Raw genomic sequence first — 16,868 nt, forward strand, 5'->3', positions numbered from 1 at the left:
AGGCCCGCCACCGGCCTGCCGGACTGCGCGAAACACCTGGACAACCGGCTCCACCGGCTGTCACGGATGAAGAGAAGGCCCTCAACCGGGAGATGACGCTCGTGCTCAGAACGACCGACCACCACGTAGAGCCGAGCCCCGTCCTGCCCGCCGCCCCCGCCGGAAGCGATCCGCTGCCGCAACTCCAGTACGAGACACAGCCGCCCAGCGGACCCGGCGCGACGCGCTGCCTCAGCCACCCACCGGAGCTGTCCCTGCGAGGGATCCCCGTGATGTGCTCGGCCTGCCGGGCCCGCCGCGACTGGCTGCTCATCAACCACGGCCGCAACGTCTGGGTCCGCTGCCGCTGCGGCAACCAGTGGCTCGAGCCCGAGATCAGCCGCGCCGACTTCGACGCCATGATCGCCATCCCGGATGGGACTACCTACCCCAGCGTCGGACAGGGGCTGATTGCACTTGGCTTCGATGGCGCCTTCGCCGGCACCTATCTGGAGTAACGAACGCGGCGTAGGTCGCTCCTACTTGCCATCAACCCCCTGAGAAACGGGGCGCCTCCCAGTCGAAGTGACTGGGAGGCGCTCTGATGCCGTGGGCGGCGCGGATCAGTCGTCGATGCCGTCGGTGCTCTGACTGAGAATCTCGTGTCGGATCGCCCAGTTGTCGAGGGTCTTCGTGACCTTCTCCAAGTCACCGATGATTGTGCCATCGGGGTCGTGCCAGCCGCGCTGCTCGATCACGGTTGCCTTCGCGTCCTTTTCCTTGATCAAGGACATCTCCGTGACCCGTTCGGTCACCTGCAATACGTCCTCGCGCAGCCGATGGCCAGCGGCGTCGAGCTTGGACACGGCCGAGTCGTCGTTGATCGCTTCGGCGGCGAGCGCGATACCCCTCAGCTGTGGAGAGGTCATCATCTCGGCTTCGGTGGGCGGCGTCTTGGTGTCGGTTGCCTGATCGCCGGTCTCAAGACGCCGCACAGGGAACCCACGGCGCCCGTCGTAGATAGCTTGGGCGAGTTGCTCCAGGCCGTGGTAGCTCTTGGCGAGGTTGGCCAGCAACGTGGCCGGCTCCTGGCCCTCGCCTTCACCGGCGCCGTGCTTGCTGCGATCGAGGAGGACGGTGTCGCCGTTGCCGCAGATCAGGTAGTACATGCCGCGTAGCGCCACCTGCTGAGTGGCTGGCCCCATGTCGGTGTCCCTGCCCTTGGATTTCTGTGCCTTGGCGGCGGCGACTTCGTTTCGGGCCGCGTCGATGATCGTCTCGATCGGGCGGGTGTCGACTGTCATGTCCCGAAGGCCCACCGTGTTCAGTGCCCGCTCCAGCGCGGACAGTCGACCTTTCTGCCTCTCGGCGGTGCGGGCAATGACGTGCGCGGTGACGAAGCTTCGGGCCCTCGTACGCGCCTTGCCGACGACGCCGCGGGTGCGCAAGGCCGTGGCGATGAGCCGGTCACCAGGGGTACCGGGGGTGAGAAGCAGGGTGGCTGTGGCGAGGACGGCGACATCGTCACGGTAGATCCCGGCGGGGAGGAGTTCCTCAATACGGGGGGCCATCCAGGAGCGGATCGTATCGGCTCTGTAGCCGGGGATGGTCTTGATCTCTCCCTTGGCCTGGACGTGGTCAAGGACCGCGTCAGCCCTGACCTGCCACTCGGTGTCGGAGGTGAACGGGGTGGGACGCTCGAGGTGCTGCTGGGCGACGGCGCGGCGCCGGGCCTCGGAGAGCGTGACGCCCTCAACGGACAGGACGATTTTGGTGGCGGGCATGACGGCGCGGATCAGCATTTCCTCCTCGCGGACGGTGACTGGCGTGTTCGAGGTGAACTTCCCGGCCACCGAGAGCAACTTGGTGCGGTGCTTGTACAGGGGGTGGGTACGCAGTTCCGCTGCCGTTGTGGGCACCAGGGCGAGGGCGTTCAAGACCTTCTCGACGGACATGCCCTCTGCGATCTGGCTGAAACAGACTCGGCCATAGCAGTCGGCGGTCTCCAGGCCGCCCAGGTCCGGGCGGCCGGGGATACGAATCTTGAGAGGGAATAGCAGGCCGCCGATTCGGATGCCGTTGGCGGCGATGTCCTTGCCGTACTCGTTGACATCGGCGATCTCCCTGTCGATCACCTTCATCTGCTCGAAGAAGAACCGCTGGGCCTCCTCGGTTCCGGAGCGGTCGGACAAGTCGAGCAGGCAGGCTGCCCGGTCGGGCAGTTGCGGGTCCTCGGCCGGCTCGCGATCGTCGCGGTAGCGGGGCATCGTGAAGTTGCCCTTGTGGCGCTGCTCGTCCATGCGAAGGTTCTCCGCGGCCCGGATGAGGCCAGCGACCAGGACATCGACTGTGACGGACCTCGCTACGACCCCGGACGCCAGGATCTCGGGGCGCACCTTCTTGAGCCGGGTGAGCATGTCCTGCGGGTCCGCCGCGATGAGTGGTGTCGTCGCGGCGACTTCTTCGCTGAAGCCGGCCGCCGCCAAGGCGGACCGGATCGACTGGTACTGCGGCCAGGACAGCGGCTGGATCTGCTGGGCACGGACGAGGAGTTCGGCTCGGCGCACGGCGGGCTCGTCAGCTTCGGGGAATGTGGGGTTCAACGTCTGGCCTCTCCGATGTACGGCGTGCGGGTCGAGCACGCCGGTTAAGGCGTGCGATCAACGCACGGGCAGCAGAGCACCTCGGGCGTTCCCGGCCTCGCGACCCAAGATCGGCATGGGCCGGTTGGACGGAGCGCGCACGGGACTCCCGCCGGTTCGGCAGCCAGGGCAGGGCCCCGGTGGTCTCGTCGGAGCGTGAACAGGGTTGACGTCCGGCGCCGTTGGGTTTTCCGGCGAACTATCGCCAGCACCCGAGAAGGTAACAGACGATCAGTCTTGGTCCCCACCAAACGTCCACTTCCGGCGTCTCAGGGTGGAACGGAACCTGAAGCCGACCACACTCGTGCGGCGGGTAGCGCGAACGCTTGGCCCAGCTGTCGGCTCCGGAATCTAGCTGCGGTTGCCGTGCTTGGGCAGCTCGCCCCGGAAGTCGCAGCCGGGGCACTCGTCCTCGCCCTGGACATGGCCCTCGTACCAGCCGTGGACGGCTGCGTGGAGGATCGCCTCCTCCACCGCGGCTTCGCCGCTGCGGACCGACGCGATGGCGTTGCCGACAATCAGCCGGAGCACGGCGCTGTCGGGCGAGGGGAACGGCGGGGACGGCATCGGTGAGTCGGTCGTCAGGGCCGCAGCCTATGGGCGGGACCGGCTGCCGGTCAGCCGGATGCGGTGCCGTCGGGTCGGGCGGTGCCGTGCAGGTCGCTGCGGAACCCTCGGCCGACCGGCTGCCAGCCCTGCAAGGTGGCGGGCCTCCAGCGCGGCCGGTCCGGCACCCTGGTGTCGTCGGGCTCCGGCAGAGTGCCCCGGCTCTTGCGGCTGCGGGCGGCCCGGACGCTGATGCCCAGGTGGGCGGCGACCTCCGGATACCCCTAGAGCTGCTGGTCGTCGGCCATAGTGTCCTCCTCGTTCGTCGGTGATGAGCGTACGTAGCATCCGGATGGGCGGGCGTACGGCAAGGCCGCCCCTGCCGGCCGGCGTGGGGCGGCCTTCTGCGGTTGCGGTCAGACTTCGGCGAGGCGGTTGGAGAGGTCCAGGGCGACGGTGGCGATCGCGAGGGCGGCGCACAGGCCGGTCACCTCGTGGATGGTGGGGCGGACCAGGCGCGGCCAGTCGTCGGGGGCGGCGGGCCAGGAGGCGAGGAGGACCTCGGTGGTGGCCAGGCCGAGGTGGGCGGTGACGTCCCAGCCCGCGCGGGAGGCGGGCTCCCAGTTCAGGCGGACACGGCCGAGCGGGAGTTTGGGGGTGCCCGCCGGGAGCCAGGAGACGTGCAGCGGTCCCTCCGGGAGGGCGGAGACGCGCTGGACTAGTGCGCCGCGCACTCCTGACGGCATGGGCCGCACGGCGAGGGCGTGCAGCGGGTGGGCGGTGGAAGGGTGGGGTCGCGGTGAGATCGGGGCCTCCTGGACAGGTTCGTACGGCGGGTCAGGCCCAGGCGAGGGCGTCGCGGACCGATGCCGGGAGGTAGCCCTCTTGGCCGTTCTCGGCAATGAACGCCATGCCGTCGCCCACGACGACGTCGGTGCTGAGGTAGTGGGCGAAGGGCCAGTCGGGGTTGACGGCCAGGCGGACCGGCAGGTTGGGGTCGAGGTTCTGAAGTTGGCGGAGCAGGTGGCCGACGGTCAGGTGGTGGGGCACGAAGAACCTCCGGAAGCGAGGTGGGCGGGTGAGGCAGCGTGGTGATGGAGCGTCAGCGGGCTTCGAGGCCGGGCTGGTCGTGCAAGACGGGCTGCCGGGTGATTCAGCGGCCGGCGATGAGCGCTGCGAGGAAACCGGCCACGGCCTCGGAGGGGGTGTCGGGGCCGAATTCCTGGATCCAGGGCTCGGCGTCGGAGGGGCGGACCTGGACTTGCCAGACGATGCCGTGCTTCCAGGCGGTGGTGTCCTCGGGGAGCCAGCCGACGTAGACGCGGCCGTCCGGGCTGGTGCAGTGCACGTTGGCCTCCGGGGTGTCGATGATCGCCCAGCCGAGCCCGCCGAGCAGTTCGAGTACCGGGCTCGCGCAGTGGTCGCTGGAGAGCCTGGCGCGTTCCTCCACGGCGGGGCGGACGACGGCTGGCAGGAGGGTGCTGGAGGCGTTCACGAGTGGACGTCCCTTCGTTGACCTGCGGGTTTCCCCGACGTCCGTACGTTGACATGCGGTGTGCCGAAGTACGTAGTCGTTTCCGGGAAGGTGAGGTCTGCCGTGGGCGAACTGGCCGCCGAGGGTGAGAGGCCGGCGGGCCGGGGAATGGATCGGCGCGGCTGGTTGTCGTAACCCGGTTGCCGTGCAGGGCCGTGCAGGGCAGTGGCCCAGGGCACGCGGCGCGTGCGCGGAGCGGGCGACAGCGGCTTGGGTCAGGCTGAGCGACGGTGCCCGGTCCGCGGTCACGGCGGCTTCGTGGGCCTCGATCACGTGGCTGATCGCCTGCAGGGCTATGCGGCTCTCGGCCTGCGCGACGCGCAGGTCCACCGCCGAGCTGATGATCCGCTCCAGGTCGTAGAAGGCCGACATATGACCGCGCTGGGTGAGGGCGTGCAGGCGGTCCTGGTGGACGGCGACCGCGTTGTTCGAGACGACGAGGCTCGAACGGATATGCATCGCCGAGCGCAGGAGCGGGTCCTCGACGGGGCGGCGAACCGCGAGGGTTTCCAGCGCGTCGATGGGGCGACCCCAGGCTTTCTCGATCATCGCGTCGGCCTGGTCGAGGGCAGTGGCGTCGGACAAGGGTGGCTCCGGAGGGAGAGAAGGGGAACGGTGGTCAGCGGCTGTGCCCTGGGCGCTGGACTTGCGGAGCTGACGGCGGGCGTGGTGCCGGGATGAACGGCCTGGTACCGGCCGACGAGGGCGCCACGGTGGAGCGGGCATTGGCAGCCTGGGCGCGGCGTACGTCCAGCGGCGTCGGCACCGGCGGCCTCACTGGGGTTGCCGTGGCCTGCGGGGGAAGGCGGCGCAGGTCGTCGCCGTAGCGGATGACCGGTGCCGGTTCGGTGAGAGCGGTGTTCATCGCGGCCACGAGGCCCTCCGGGGTGAAGGACGAGGCGGTGGCGTACCACTGGTTGCCGGGCGGTCCGGCCAGCATGAGCCAGCGCTCTTGATGGCCTGTCATCTCGGCGGCGTGGTCGAGGCGGTTGCGGCGTAGGTGGACCTTGGCCAGGCCGTCCGGGGATTCGAAGGAGACGTCGGTCACGCCGTAACGGTGGCTCCAGCCTGCTGCCGCAAGAGGTGTGCCGACGTCGAGGGCCGCCAGCTCGCTGTTGCCGTAGTAGAGGTAGGAGTCGGGGCCCTCAACGTAGGCGGCGGCGAGCGCGGTGGTGAAGCCCTGGACGATCTCGGTGGGGGTGTTGTCCTGGAAGGTGACGAGCCAGCGGGGCATCGCGAAAGGGTCGGAGTACGCCGTGATCTTCCACAGCGCGTCGTCGTCGCCTTCGGGCAGGTAGCCCAGGCGGACCGTCTGGTCGGGTGCGTTGACGTACGCGTTGCCCTCTCGTCGTCATTCAGTTTCCAGCCCGCGTCGAGGAGGGGCTGGAGGGCGGGATCGCCGGTGAAGGTCGATCCGGCCAGGTATCGAGGGGTGACGTGGTACTCGCGCCACTGCTCGTTCGGGTCGTACGGCACGGCTCCTCCAAGAGCGTGGTCAGCGGCGGCGTGAGGAGCCAGGAGCGGGCACGCCGGCGGCGGCCAAGGTAACGGGCGGAGTCACTCCGGCCGGTTGTGGCTGCGGGGCATGGTTGAACAGGGAGTTCGGCGCGGCGGTGCTGCGACACAGGGCGGCTGAGGTCCAGATGCCGTCCGACCCCGGTGGGATGCCCGTGTGGGTGCGCGTGGCCGCCGCGACCCGGACAGGGGCGGGACGTGGTGCGGCGAGGGGGTTGCTCCAGTGCTCTACGGCTGCGTAGACCGGGCCCAGTGCCCGTCCGGCTGCGGTCAGGACGTACGGATCGCCGTGGCGCGGCCCGGTGCGGGTGACCAGGGCCGTCGAGCTGAAGCCGGATCAGGCGCTGCCGGGTGAAGCTGTTGTCCATTCCTGCCTGTTCGGCGATGTGGACGAACCGCATGGGCCCGCCCGCGTCGAGGGCCTGGATCACGGCGGTCGAGTGGCGAAGGTGCAGCCGGCGCACGGCGTCCTCGACGCGCTCGGCACCGGCCACCTTGCCGAGCGGCAGGTGCGCGTGGGACCAGTCGGACAGCGCCCGGTGTACCGAAGACAGGGCGTTGCCGAACTCACTGAGCTGGTACGGGGCACCGTGGCGATCACTGGCCCGGGTCACCAGCCCGTCGTCGTGCATCTGGGCCAGCCGCTTGCCCACGAACTGCTCGCTGACGAAGGGGAGGCGGGCGGTGACATCACGCACACGCATGGGGCCGCCCCGCTGGGCCAGGGTCTGTGCCGACCAGGTGGTCCACTTCGGCGCTATCAGGGACAGTGCCTCCTCGACGCGCTGGGCGTCGACGAAGCCGATCTGGGAGGTTGCGGGTCGTGCGGAGGCGGACATGGCGGTAACTCCGTTATGGCGAAGGGTAATCGGGCGGCGGGGTGCGGATCAGTGGAGGTCGCGCTCGGCACGGAGACGCTGGAGCACCGTGCCGAGGCGGCGGTTGCTGACGTGGATGCCGCGAGCGCGCAGGCCCTGGCGCAGAGCTTCGCGGTTGAGCCGGGGCAGACGGGCGGCGACCTGGCGGGCTACGGCTATGAGGTCCTCATCGCCCGGCGCGGGGCTGGATCGCCGGGCGGCCGAAGGCCGGCGGGCGGCAGGCTGGTCCAAGAGGAGGCGGACGTCCAGCAAGTCCCAGACTGCCTCGGCTTCCGACTGCTCCCGGCGTTCGAGGTCCACGACTTCGGCCGCGTACCGCAGCACGAGTTCGTCGAGGGTGAGTCCGCCGGAGCGGCAGCGCTGCCAGGCCGCGTCGAGATTGCGGCGCGCGGCGCGGGCACGAGCGGTCGTCGTGGCCAGGCCGTCGAGCCGCCGCAGCACGATGGGCAGAACGGGATCTCCCGAACCGCCATGCGCGCTGTGGCGCTGGAGGTCCTCCAACGGGCGGCCGTACCGGTGCTCGACCAGGTGGCGGGTGTAGATCACGGTGGACATGGGGGTCTTCCTCCTGAGGATTTCAGCGGGAGCGGGAGGGCTTGGCGGTCGGGCCGGCGGGGGAACGCGGGTCGCGGGGTGGACGGTCGTCGCTCAGCGCCAAGGGGCCTCGACGCAGAACTTCTCGGCGACCAGGTGCGCGCCGGGCCGTTTCGCCCTGCCATGGGGGTTCATTCGGCAGCGTCCATCCGGGCGAGCAGGGAGCGCACCAGGGTGGGCAGGCTGCCGGGGCCCTCGCCGATCCGGACGTGGTCGGTTGCCTCGCCGAGGACGTACGCGGCGTCTTCGAGCAGGCCGCTGGAGATCTCCATGCAGGCGTCGGTGATCCGGGAGGCGGCGAGCAGGGACCGAGAGAGCACCTCGACGTACTCGCCGGGGCTGAGGTCGGCAGCCTCGGCGGCTGTGCGGATGGCGGCCAGCTCCGGCGCGCTGAACGCGAAGTCGAACTCGTCGTCCTGGTCTGTTGGCGAGGGCGCGGTGAAGGCCGGGTCCGGCGGCTCGGCCGGGATGCCGACGCGCGTGCAGATCTGGTCCACGGAGGCGGTCAGCTCGGCGAGAGACTCGGTGAGCCAGCCGAGCGCGGAAGCGTAGGACGCCAGGGTGAACAGACCGGCGGGGGTGGAAGGCAGCGGCTCCTCGACGACGAAGCCTTCGAGCCGGTCGTTCAGTTCGCGGACCACCCGGGGACCGGCGGACAGCGCGCCGAGGACGGGATGCAGGTAGGAGCGGCCGGCGGAGGTGGGGTACTCGGTCGTAAGGACCTCCGAGACGCTCCGCGCGGCGTCGGTGAGCAGCCCGGCCAGTTCGGTGCGGTCGAGGGACGCACGGTCGGCGGTCATCGCATCGAGGCCTTTCGGGAGGCGGCCGGGGCGGCGGGGCTGGCGGCCGCCGGTGCGGTGGCCGGGAGGGATGCGGTCGGGTCGATCGCGTGGGGGGACCGGGACCGGGCCGCCTGGACTCGTGCCTCGGCCGCCGCGTCGGTGCCCTCGTGCCCGTTGAGGCCGGTGCGGTTGGTGCGGACCTGGGCCGTGCGGTAGACCGCGTAGTCCTCCCGGGCACCGGCCGCGACGAGGTAGATCTCGCGCTTGTGGGTCGAGGTGGGTGGGGCCGGGCGGAACTGGATGACCATCCGGTAGGAGACGGCCGGGTCGACGTAGACCTTGTGGAAGCCCGCGAGGCGGCCGGTCAGCGGCAGGCAGTCGTCGCTGCCGTGGACCAGGTTCTGCAGTTCCAGCAGTGCCAGGTCGCGGATGCCGTCGGGCAGTTGACGCAGGTCCGCGATGGCGTCCGGATGGGCGGCGAAGGCGAAGCGGGCCCGGCTCACATCGGCCTCCGGGGGGTCGGGCGCTGACCCGTTCCTGCCGACGGCGCGTTGCCCGTGTCGAGGCCGGCTTTCGGGATCGCGGGGGCACCCGCTGACCGGGTGAGGGCGGCGCGGGTCAGCCGGGCGGCGGCCTCACCGCGGTAGTCCGGAGGTTGCGGCAGCGGACTGCCGCGGTGCTCCAGCCAGTGGCGGGCGGCGGCCTCGTCGTCGAATGCGCCCTCGCGCATCGTGTACGTGTGGGCGTCGGGGTTCCCCTCTTCGAGGAAGACACGAATCGGTGCCTGAGCGGCGCTGGAGTCACGGGTCAACGTCCACGTCTCGGACGGGGCGAAGTCCGAGGTCCAGCTGTCGAGGACCTTGTAACGAGAGCCTGACTCCCGGATCTGCCGCTCGACCCAGAGGGTGAGATCGTCGGCGGGCTTCAGGAAGTCCCCCTGGGCCTGGGCGATCCGCTCGGGCGGGCAGCCACGCTCGATCAGCCAGTTCTGGGCGAACGGCAGGCTGGCGTGGTTCGCGGTCTCGAAGGTGAACGTGCGCTCGCGTAGGTCCCGCGTGATCTTGATGGCAACGAGTGCCGGATCACCGGGGACGCCCCAGGTCATCGACCTGTCGTGGGCGACGAGGTAGCTGTGCGTCCCCTCCGGGGTGGTGTGGTGCTCGGCCAGCACGGTCAGGTCTCCGGCCCAGATGCTGCTCTCGGCGAGTTCGGAGGCGGCGTCGGCAGGCTCGAAATCGGCGAGGCGGAAGTCGGGGTCGGCGATCACTGGGTGGCTCCCGTCAGCTCGGGCGCCGGGGTGGCCAGCACGCGGTGGTTGGGCCGGGTCGGGCTCGTCGTGCATGCGGCGAAGGGGCCGTCGGGGGCACGGAGATGAACCAGAGCCTGGTCGAGGTGGTCGCGGTGCCACGTCGAGGGACCGGACAGGCCGGCCTCGGCGTCGGTGAGCTGCTGCCACGCGAGCCAGAGCGCGTGCAGCCGGGCAACGGCCTCGGGGTGCTCGTGCCACTGGTCGCACCACGGTCGGGTGGTGCTGATCTCCCGTCCGTAGACGGGCAGGAACAGGTGGTTCACCCAGTCGCTGAGCGCGGCCAGCTCGACGGCGTACGCCTCGCCGCCCAGGGCGAGGATGAACACCGAGGCCGGGGCGGCGGCCTTGTCTGCGCCGGCAGCGCCTGCGGTGGAGATGTCCGCGGTGGGTTGAGGGGTGGAGACGGGCTCGGAGCCGAGGCGGTCGAGGATGACGCCGTGCTGGCGTACCTCCGCCATGGTCTTGGCGAGGGTGCTGGCGAGATCGTCGAGGTCGCCGTCGGGAACGCGGAACGGCTCGGGCTCGGGGGTGGCCTTGCTGGGGTCGGACATGGCGGATCCAAGGGAGTGAGCGAGCAGGGCGGGGGCGAAGTGCGGCGCGCTCTTCTGGAGGTCACGGCGGTGCTCCCTTCGCAGGTCGGCATGGACAGGAGGATGCGGAGAATCCGCGATTTGGCGCGGCCGGGGAAACCGGGTAGTGGGGCGCTACGGCGCGGTGCAGCGGGGGCAGCCCGGGAAGGGAGGTGCCAGCAACTGCACGGCTCGGGCGGCCTGTTGGGGGACCACGCCATTGCCGAGCGCGGTGAGCTGAGCCGGTCGGCCGAGTCCCGGGGTGGCGGTCACCCAGCCGGGGGCCAGGCCCTGCATCCACTCCACGAAGTCGGCGCGCAGCCGTCCTGCGGCGTCGGTGGGCGGCGGCACGGCGCGGGTGAGGTTCTCCCATCGGGCGATGGCGGCGGCGTACGCTCCCCATCGCCCGTCGGTACCTCCGCTTCCGGGGCCGCCTCCGCCCACAGCGGCAGGACTGCCGCCGACAGGGGCGGACGCCAGCCCTTGTCCGGACGGCGGCCCGGTGTGCCGGTGTCGCTCGCCCTCGGGGTGGGCAGCAGCGACGCTGCCGCGCTCGGCAGCGTCATGTCCCCGTTGCCGTGCCGCTGGTTCGGCGAGCCCTTGGTCCCGTCCGACGCCTTCGGCGTGGGCAGCAGCCACTCCACCTCGTCGGCCAGGTTCGGGCCGTGGCCGCCGCTCTTCCTCTTCGACGGGTGCTGGGAGCCGCCGTTCTTGCCGATGTTGCTCGTCGGGGTCTTGAGCAGCGTGCTCGGCGGGCCAGGCGGTGAGGAAGGTGCGCTCTCGACGATGGGGTGCTCCGACGTCGGAGGCACGAAGCACGAGCCACCTCGCGTCGTACCGGATATCGGCCAGGGAGCCGAGTACGGCACCAAGTGCCCGCACAGGAGGCTGGGTTGGGTCGTCTCCCAGACACCACGGGCAGAATTCCACGTCGCCAGGGGAACCGGCGGGCGAGGTGAGGAGACCTCGGACATTCTCGATCACCACCAAGCAGGGGCGGAGGGCTTCGACCGCACGGGCGACGTGCAGCCACAGCCCCGAGCGGGTGTGGGGGTTGAGTCCGGCCCGGCGGCCGGCGACGGAGACGTCTTTGACAGGGGAAACCGGCCGTCAGGACGCACACCCGAGGCACATCGGCCCAGTTGACGGCGGTGATGTCCTGCAGATTGGGCACGCCGGGCCAGTGCCGGGCCAGGATGCGCGCTGCGTCGGGGTTGATCTCGGCGTGCCAGGCCAGGGTGCCGCCGAGCGCGGCCTGGACCCCGAGGTCCAGACCGCCGTAACCCGAGCAGAGCGAGCCGATCAACGGCATTCGCGCGGTGGTGGGTTCCATGTCACCGGCCACGTGTGATTCGGTCCGAGGGGGCCGCCACCGCCGTGGTGACGCCGGGCGGCAGAGGCCCCGGAGAATGCGCGGTGGTCGCGGACCGGCTGCGGGCAGCCTGAAGTCGCGCGGACGGGGGAGAGACCGTTGCCGATGCGGCGTGCAGGGAGTTGGCCCCGTGGTGCAGGGCAGCGTCGGCGGTGGCGAGTGCTTCCTCCATCACCCGTACTGCTGCCTCCCGGGCATCCCTGGCGTCGGGCTGGTCGAGCAGACTCTCGGTCTGGTTCAGGAAGGCGAGCTGGTGGGCCACCGCTCCCAGGGCGGAAGCCGCTTCGCCCGCGGGCTCTATGGCGGCGGCGAAGTTGGTGATCACACGAGCGGTGTGGCGCGCCTGGTCCTTGTCGGCGGCACGGAAGAGGACCTCGTCGCCCAGATCGGTGACCAGCTTTCCGAGCTCGGAGATCTGGCGTGCGACGGCGACGACATCGGGTGAGCGGTGGGGGTCTCCCGGCACCGGCAGCTTGCCGCGCTGGGCGTCGAAGGCGAAGGCACTGGCGCGCAGGGCCAGGGCGTCGGAGAGTGGGGTGTTGTCCACGGGGCGTTCCAAGGTGGGGACGGTCGGATGGGCTGGATTGGTGGGTGGGTGAGGACGGCTCAGCCGTGGGTGCGCGAGGGTGGTCGTGAGGCTGATGATGTGGAGGCAGAGCCCGGGCATTCCGAGGGCCGTGCGGCCGGTCGCGCCGTGCTGCGGGCGAGGGCGGCGTGGACCTGCGCAGCCGGGGGCCCGTCGGTCGGCGGCGCGGGGGGCGGCGCCGGAGCGGGGTGGCCGTTCGCGGCTTGCCAGCGGGCACGCACGTTGTCGAGCGGCCCGAGCGCGTGCAGGGCGTGGCTGATGAGCCGTCCAGGGGCCAGGGTCTCGTTCTCGGCCAGGGCGCGGATGGCGCGGGCGGAGGCGGCGGCCGTACGGGCGACGGAGGAACGCATGATCTGCTCGCCGAGCCGCTCGGCGCTGCCGGGGCCGACGCCGTCGTAGATGGCGGTGAGCTGTTCGGTGGTCAGCGTGCCGTCGGCGAGCAGACCGCGCCGCTGGGCTTCCCACAGCACGGTGATCCGGTCGATGGGTTCGCCGCGGTGGTGCAGCGCTCCCAGGCAGCGGTAGAGCTGGCCGTGGGCGGGGTCGGCGAAGTCGCCGGGTCGCAGCCAGTCGACGACTTCGTCCATCGCCTTCGGCCGCTCGACCAGGACCGCCAGCAGGATCTGCTCGTCCTCGGCGACCTGTTCCGCTCGTACCGACGGCGGCGCAACGGGATCTGTGGGCGGCGGTGTCGCCGGGGCGGCCGGGCGCGGTTCGGACCCCCAGCGGCGCGCGAGGTCTTCGAGCACCCCGGCCAGGACGTCCGCATGGTGCAGCGCTCCTTCCACCTCACCTTGGAGGGCGTCGGCGCGGGCTGCCTGGTGAAGGCGGATCGCGTGCGCGGTCACGCTGCGGTGGATCGCTCCCTCCAGCACCATCCGGCCGTACACCGGGGCGTGCTCGGGCCGCGGGCAGGCCGAGATCAGGGTGTGGGGATACACCACGGTCAGCCCCCGGACATGGTTGCTGGCCTCCGCGACGGCGTCCGTCACCCAGGACAGCGGCACGCGTCCTCCGGTCGCCACGGCGGGATGGTTCTCGGTCCGGAGCTTGCGCAAGGCGGCGAACAGCGCCTGGTGGATGGGCCGGTAGAAGTGATCGGGAGCGAGCCAGTCCAGGTGCGCGAGCTGGCCGGGGTCGAGCAGCACCGCGCCGAGCACCGCCTGCTCGGCACTCAGCAGCGGGTTCATCGCCGCCGCCCGGGGCGGCGAGTCGGCGGGTCGTCCTGCTGCGAGTGGAGACCGGCGACGGCCTGGTCGGCGGCGGTCATCGCGTCGGCGAAGCGGTCCAGCTCGCTGGTGAACGTCGGGTCTGTGGTGAGGATCGATTCGGAACCGGTGACCAGCCACCACCGGCCACCGCGTCGGACGACCGGTGACCGGGCGAGGCGTTCGGAACGCGTCGGAGGAGGGGACGGAGTGCGCGAGGACACGAGGGGACTCCTGAGCAGGTAGAGGGGAGGGGCAGGCCGTGAGGTCGACGTCGGCCTGGACGGGGGTGCCGGAGCGGCAGGACCAGGGCAGGCAGCCGTCCGGATCGCCGTTCTCCGGTTCGGCGTCCGCGAGCGCGTCGAAGATGTCGCCCTGACGTCCGGACCACTCGTGGGCGGTGACCCGGTCGATCGGTGCCTGGTCCAGAGGCCGGCGACTGCAGTGCGGATACGCCTGGCCGAGCAGCGGCGTGCCATCCGTCAGCGGCGACGGCCGCGGTCGAGAGCCGTCTGCGCGGACGCCGGGAGGGACGACGTGGTGGGCGGTGGGGTGTGCGGTGTGGGGCGGTGGGGTGTCGTGGTGCGTGTGGTGGCGGCTCGGACTCGTGGGGAGGTGTCGTCGGTGTGCCGGAGGGCGTCGGCGGTGTCGGTGAAGCGGCGCCAGGCGTAGTCGGAGCGGTCCGCGGTCCAGGCCGGCGCCCGGGCGACGAGGGCTTCGGCGAGGGCGGCGACGTCGTTCTCGGGTGCGGTGCCGCGGGCGAGGAGGGGGCCGGCGGGGGACCACAGGTCGATACGCCATTCGTCGCCGAGCCGGACGGCGGTGACGAAGCCGTCGTCGGGTGCCGGCTGGTAGGTCCACATGTGGGCGTGGACTGTCCAGCCGGGGCCGACGAAGGCGGGTGGGGCGGGCTCGGGCAGCGGTTCGGGTGTGCCGACCTCGAACAGGTCGAGCAGCGGTCCATCGTTGAGAGCCGCGTCCATGAGCCGCAGCGCGTCGTCCGTGGAGACGTCCCGGCGTCCCTTGAGCGCGGCGAGGACGGTGCGCAGGGCGCTGAGGTGTTCCCGGGCGTCGCCGGGGTCGAGCCGGTCCTCGGCGGGCCCGTCCTGGCGTAGCCAGTGCCGCACCGACGCCGCCTGGGACCGCAGCGATTTGATGTCCCCGGCGGAGAGCCGTTCCGACAGGTGCTCGACGCGGTGGACCAACTGCCAGTAGGGCTTGAGGTGTTCGTTGACGACGTGGCGGGCGATGCGGTCGATCTGGGGGCGGAAGCCGGCCACGGCCCCGGCGCGGACCTGGTCGTCGTGGTGGCGTAGATCGGTGAGCAGGCGCATGTAGGCGTCGTGGGTGTCGATCCGGTCGCGGACGACGGACTCGTAGGCCCGGTTGAGGAGTTCCAGATCCGACAGTTCCCGCGCTCCGGACTCGGGGTGGTGGGCCGCTTCGCGCCGGAGGGCGGCGACGCGTTCGGCGGCGGGGACGTCCCAGACCCCGCTCATGCCGCCCGCTCGAAGCCGGAGGTGTTCGCCTTCGCGAGTGCGCGGTCGGTGATGGTGGCCGTGGCGGCGGCGGAGGCAGGCGCGATGGTCTTCGCCGACGGCTCCTTGTACCAGGGCTTGAGGTCGAGCAGCGCGATGCGTAGGCCGGTGGCTAGGAGGAGTGCCTTGCCCTTGGGCAGCGCACGGATCGCGTCGGGGGCGAGGATCCGCTCGGTGCGCATGGACACGGAGGTCGACTTGCCGCTGTCGGAGTGGGAGACGGAGACGGTCCGTACCTCGTGCTCCCCGATCGCGCGGCTCAGCTTGTCGGCGAAGTCGATGTCGTCGATTCCGGAGCCGACGATCTTGACCGTGGCGGCGCTCCACAGTGCGTCCATGCCGGCCTCGCCCCAGCACCGCTGGCCCTGCCGGTAGGACTGCAGGATCGTCATCGGGATCACGCCCCGTGAGCCCAGGTGGCTGTACAGGTCGGGGAGATCGGAGATCTTGCACACGTTGGCGGCCTCGTCGAGGACGCACAGGGCAGGCGGGTCGAGCCGCCCGCCGGAGCGCTCGGCGACGACCACGGCCGCGCGCATCACCGCGTCGGCCGCCGCCGCGATGATCGCCGACGCCGAGCCGCCGCCGTCCTTGCTGAGCAGGTACAACGTGTCGCGGGAGGTGGCGAACGCGGAGGGCTTGAACTCGGGAAGGCGCCTGTCGGGTGTGACCCAGGCGGCGATGTCCGGGTCGAGCAGGCAGCTCGCGTACTGCCGCGCGGTCTCGTAGATGCCGTCCCGCGTTTCCGTGGCCCCGCTGACGGTGCCCTGGAGCTGGGCGGCGACCGCCTCGTGGCCGGCGTCGGTGAGCAGGTCCACCGGAGTGCGGTCGGCGGGGGAGGCGAGCCAGGCCAGGACATCGGTGATCGGGCGCCGGTGGCTTGCGGCGGCCAGGAACAGTGCGCCCAGTGTGTTGCTCGCGGCGGTGGACCAGAAGTCGGCGCCGCTGGACTCGTCGACGCTGGCGGCGACGAAGTGCCCGGCAAGACGTTTCGCCCCGGCCAGGTCGCGGGCGTCGGCCAGGATGTCCCACCACATCTCGCGCGGGTGGTGGGCGATCTGCTGCGGGTCGAGCGTCCAGATCGTGCCGACCTCGGCGCGGGCGTCCACCGTCACGGTGAAGGCGTCGTTCGCCGCCTTGTTCGAGGTCAGCAGTACCGGGCCGGGAGCGGCGAGGATCGCGGGGATCGCCAGCCCGGACGTCTTGCCGGAGCGCGGGGCCATGATCGCGACGATCACGTCCTCCCAGGAGGCGCGGACCTCGGCCCGGCCCGGGGAGTGCGTGCCGACGAGGATCCCGCGGTCGGCGCGAGCGATCTCCTTCGGTTTGAGGCCGGACAGGCTCGGCCGCAGGCTTTTCGCCTTGGCGGCGATCTCCTTGTTCATCAGAGGGGCGAGATCCCGCCTACGGGCGAGGCCGTTCTTCGCACCGCCGCGCAGCCGCAGCCACACAACCAGGCCGGTGACGGTGAGGCAGACGGAGAGCAGCGCGGGGACGAGCCGCGCGCCGACCAGCAGAGCTGTGGGGCTCAGGTGCGGCCACAGCACGTCGGGGTGCAACAGCGCGTCGGTGGCCTCGAACGGCGCCCAAGGGCCGGTGCCGACGAAAGAGTTGGTGAGGTTGCCTGTCAGCCAGGCGAGGGAGCTGAAGGCGATGCCGACGCTGAGGACGCCGAACAGGAGGTAGATGAGCGCGTCGGAGCCGGTGGTGGTTGAGGGCGCGCTGGTACGCGGTGCGGGCATGGCGGGTCCAAGGAGGGAGGGCGGACAAGGCGAGGCGGGGCGCGCGGCGCTCTTCTGGTGGTCATCGGGGCAGC

General features: G+C 71.2%; 19 protein-coding genes and 2 pseudogenes. 1 reads left to right on the forward strand and 20 read right to left on the reverse strand.

Annotated features, from left to right (window positions below; all coding sequences use genetic code 11):
* The first annotated feature begins 92 nt into the window (after nt 1–92).
* Nucleotides 93–497 (forward strand): hypothetical protein, encoded by a 405-nt coding sequence (locus tag ACZ4Z2_RS14910; protein WP_468075896.1) that lies wholly within the window; start codon nt 93–95, stop codon nt 495–497.
* A 105-nt stretch (nt 498–602) separates the two neighbouring features.
* Here ACZ4Z2_RS14910 and ACZ4Z2_RS14915 read toward each other — a convergent pair whose 3' ends face one another.
* The 20 genes and pseudogenes from ACZ4Z2_RS14915 to ACZ4Z2_RS15010 all read right to left on the reverse strand — a co-directional run bounded on the left by ACZ4Z2_RS14915 (nt 603) and on the right by ACZ4Z2_RS15010 (nt 16,794).
* The gene (locus ACZ4Z2_RS14915) at nt 603–2,582 is read right to left on the reverse strand and encodes a hypothetical protein (RefSeq protein ID WP_468075898.1); all 1,980 of its coding nucleotides are present in this window, start codon (nt 2,580–2,582) and stop codon (nt 603–605) included.
* A gap of 390 nt (nt 2,583–2,972) precedes the next feature.
* Nucleotides 2,973–3,188: a hypothetical protein gene (locus ACZ4Z2_RS14920; RefSeq protein ID WP_468075900.1), complete on the reverse strand. Its 216-nt coding sequence runs from the start codon at nt 3,186–3,188 to the stop codon at nt 2,973–2,975.
* Between the two features lie 395 nt (nt 3,189–3,583).
* Complete coding sequence (locus tag ACZ4Z2_RS14925) at nt 3,584–3,901, reverse strand: esterase (protein ID WP_468075902.1); 318 nt, start codon at nt 3,899–3,901, stop codon at nt 3,584–3,586.
* A gap of 103 nt (nt 3,902–4,004) precedes the next feature.
* Nucleotides 4,005–4,217 carry a hypothetical protein gene (locus ACZ4Z2_RS14930; RefSeq protein WP_468075904.1) on the reverse strand — a complete coding sequence of 71 codons (213 nt, stop codon included), beginning with the start codon at nt 4,215–4,217 and terminating at the stop codon, nt 4,005–4,007.
* A gap of 103 nt (nt 4,218–4,320) precedes the next feature.
* The gene (locus tag ACZ4Z2_RS14935; protein ID WP_468075906.1) at nt 4,321–5,286 is read right to left on the reverse strand and encodes an SPDY domain-containing protein; all 966 of its coding nucleotides are present in this window, start codon (nt 5,284–5,286) and stop codon (nt 4,321–4,323) included.
* 34 nt (nt 5,287–5,320) lie between these two features.
* Nucleotides 5,321–6,004, reverse strand: a complete 684-nt coding sequence (locus tag ACZ4Z2_RS14940; RefSeq protein ID WP_468075984.1) for an SPDY domain-containing protein — start codon at nt 6,002–6,004, stop codon at nt 5,321–5,323.
* A 52-nt stretch (nt 6,005–6,056) separates the two neighbouring features.
* Nucleotides 6,057–7,055, reverse strand: coding sequence for a winged helix-turn-helix transcriptional regulator (locus ACZ4Z2_RS14945; RefSeq protein WP_468075908.1), 999 nt, complete (start codon nt 7,053–7,055; stop codon nt 6,057–6,059).
* A gap of 48 nt (nt 7,056–7,103) precedes the next feature.
* Entirely contained in the window at nt 7,104–7,649 is a 546-nt protein-coding gene (locus ACZ4Z2_RS14950) for a hypothetical protein (RefSeq protein ID WP_468075910.1), read from the reverse strand.
* A gap of 170 nt (nt 7,650–7,819) precedes the next feature.
* Entirely contained in the window at nt 7,820–8,488 is a 669-nt protein-coding gene (locus ACZ4Z2_RS14955; RefSeq protein ID WP_468075912.1) for a hypothetical protein, read from the reverse strand.
* On the reverse strand, nt 8,485–8,973 hold the full coding sequence (locus ACZ4Z2_RS14960; RefSeq protein ID WP_468075914.1) for a hypothetical protein: 489 nt from the start codon (nt 8,971–8,973) through the stop codon (nt 8,485–8,487). Before ACZ4Z2_RS14960 ends, ACZ4Z2_RS14955 begins: the two co-directional genes overlap by 4 nt.
* On the reverse strand, nt 8,970–9,737 hold the full coding sequence (locus ACZ4Z2_RS14965; RefSeq protein WP_468075916.1) for a glycosyl hydrolase: 768 nt from the start codon (nt 9,735–9,737) through the stop codon (nt 8,970–8,972). Before ACZ4Z2_RS14965 ends, ACZ4Z2_RS14960 begins: the two co-directional genes overlap by 4 nt.
* A complete protein-coding gene (locus ACZ4Z2_RS14970) occupies nt 9,734–10,330 on the reverse strand; it encodes a DUF4913 domain-containing protein (protein WP_468075918.1) in 597 nt (198 codons plus the stop codon). The genes ACZ4Z2_RS14965 and ACZ4Z2_RS14970 overlap by 4 nt, the downstream gene beginning before the upstream one ends.
* Before the next feature lie 153 nt (nt 10,331–10,483).
* The gene (locus tag ACZ4Z2_RS14975) at nt 10,484–10,699 is read right to left on the reverse strand and encodes a hypothetical protein (protein ID WP_468075920.1); all 216 of its coding nucleotides are present in this window, start codon (nt 10,697–10,699) and stop codon (nt 10,484–10,486) included.
* A 405-nt stretch (nt 10,700–11,104) separates the two neighbouring features.
* Nucleotides 11,105–11,383: pseudogene (locus tag ACZ4Z2_RS14980) on the reverse strand (DNA cytosine methyltransferase); the annotation flags it as partial.
* Nucleotides 11,384–11,498: 115 nt separating this feature from the next.
* Nucleotides 11,499–11,681: pseudogene (locus ACZ4Z2_RS14985) on the reverse strand (DNA cytosine methyltransferase); the annotation flags it as partial.
* Between the two features lies 1 nt (nt 11,682).
* Nucleotides 11,683–12,267 (reverse strand): hypothetical protein, encoded by a 585-nt coding sequence (locus ACZ4Z2_RS14990; RefSeq protein ID WP_468075922.1) that lies wholly within the window; start codon nt 12,265–12,267, stop codon nt 11,683–11,685.
* Nucleotides 12,268–12,326: 59 nt separating this feature from the next.
* A complete protein-coding gene (locus ACZ4Z2_RS14995) occupies nt 12,327–13,496 on the reverse strand; it encodes a DnaB-like helicase N-terminal domain-containing protein (RefSeq protein ID WP_468075924.1) in 1,170 nt (389 codons plus the stop codon).
* Nucleotides 13,493–13,738 carry a hypothetical protein gene (locus tag ACZ4Z2_RS15000; RefSeq protein ID WP_468075926.1) on the reverse strand — a complete coding sequence of 82 codons (246 nt, stop codon included), beginning with the start codon at nt 13,736–13,738 and terminating at the stop codon, nt 13,493–13,495. The genes ACZ4Z2_RS14995 and ACZ4Z2_RS15000 overlap by 4 nt, the downstream gene beginning before the upstream one ends.
* Before the next feature lie 258 nt (nt 13,739–13,996).
* A complete protein-coding gene (locus ACZ4Z2_RS15005) occupies nt 13,997–15,013 on the reverse strand; it encodes a hypothetical protein (RefSeq protein ID WP_468075928.1) in 1,017 nt (338 codons plus the stop codon).
* On the reverse strand, nt 15,010–16,794 hold the full coding sequence (locus ACZ4Z2_RS15010) for a type IV secretory system conjugative DNA transfer family protein (protein WP_468075930.1): 1,785 nt from the start codon (nt 16,792–16,794) through the stop codon (nt 15,010–15,012). The genes ACZ4Z2_RS15005 and ACZ4Z2_RS15010 overlap by 4 nt, the downstream gene beginning before the upstream one ends.
* Between the last annotated feature and the right edge of the window lie 74 nt (nt 16,795–16,868).

The sequence above is a fragment of the Streptomyces sp. NPDC030183 genome, from assembly GCF_055573455.1.

Excerpts from the sequence above, each read along its gene's own strand:
- ACZ4Z2_RS14920 (WP_468075900.1), bottom strand. The coding sequence starts at position 3,188 with ATGCCGTCCCCGCCGTTCCCCTCGCCCGACAGCGCCGTGCTCCGGCTG.
- ACZ4Z2_RS15005 (WP_468075928.1), bottom strand. The coding sequence starts at position 15,013 with ATGAGCGGGGTCTGGGACGTCCCCGCCGCCGAACGCGTCGCCGCCCTC.
- ACZ4Z2_RS14950 (WP_468075910.1), bottom strand. The coding sequence starts at position 7,649 with ATGTCCACCGTGATCTACACCCGCCACCTGGTCGAGCACCGGTACGGC.
- ACZ4Z2_RS14970 (WP_468075918.1), bottom strand. The coding sequence starts at position 10,330 with ATGTCCGACCCCAGCAAGGCCACCCCCGAGCCCGAGCCGTTCCGCGTT.
- ACZ4Z2_RS14945 (WP_468075908.1), bottom strand. The coding sequence starts at position 7,055 with ATGTCCGCCTCCGCACGACCCGCAACCTCCCAGATCGGCTTCGTCGAC.
- ACZ4Z2_RS14995 (WP_468075924.1), bottom strand. The coding sequence starts at position 13,496 with ATGAACCCGCTGCTGAGTGCCGAGCAGGCGGTGCTCGGCGCGGTGCTG.
- ACZ4Z2_RS15010 (WP_468075930.1), bottom strand. The coding sequence starts at position 16,794 with ATGCCCGCACCGCGTACCAGCGCGCCCTCAACCACCACCGGCTCCGAC.
- ACZ4Z2_RS14955 (WP_468075912.1), bottom strand. The coding sequence starts at position 8,488 with ATGACCGCCGACCGTGCGTCCCTCGACCGCACCGAACTGGCCGGGCTG.
- ACZ4Z2_RS14910 (WP_468075896.1), top strand. The coding sequence starts at position 93 with ATGACGCTCGTGCTCAGAACGACCGACCACCACGTAGAGCCGAGCCCC.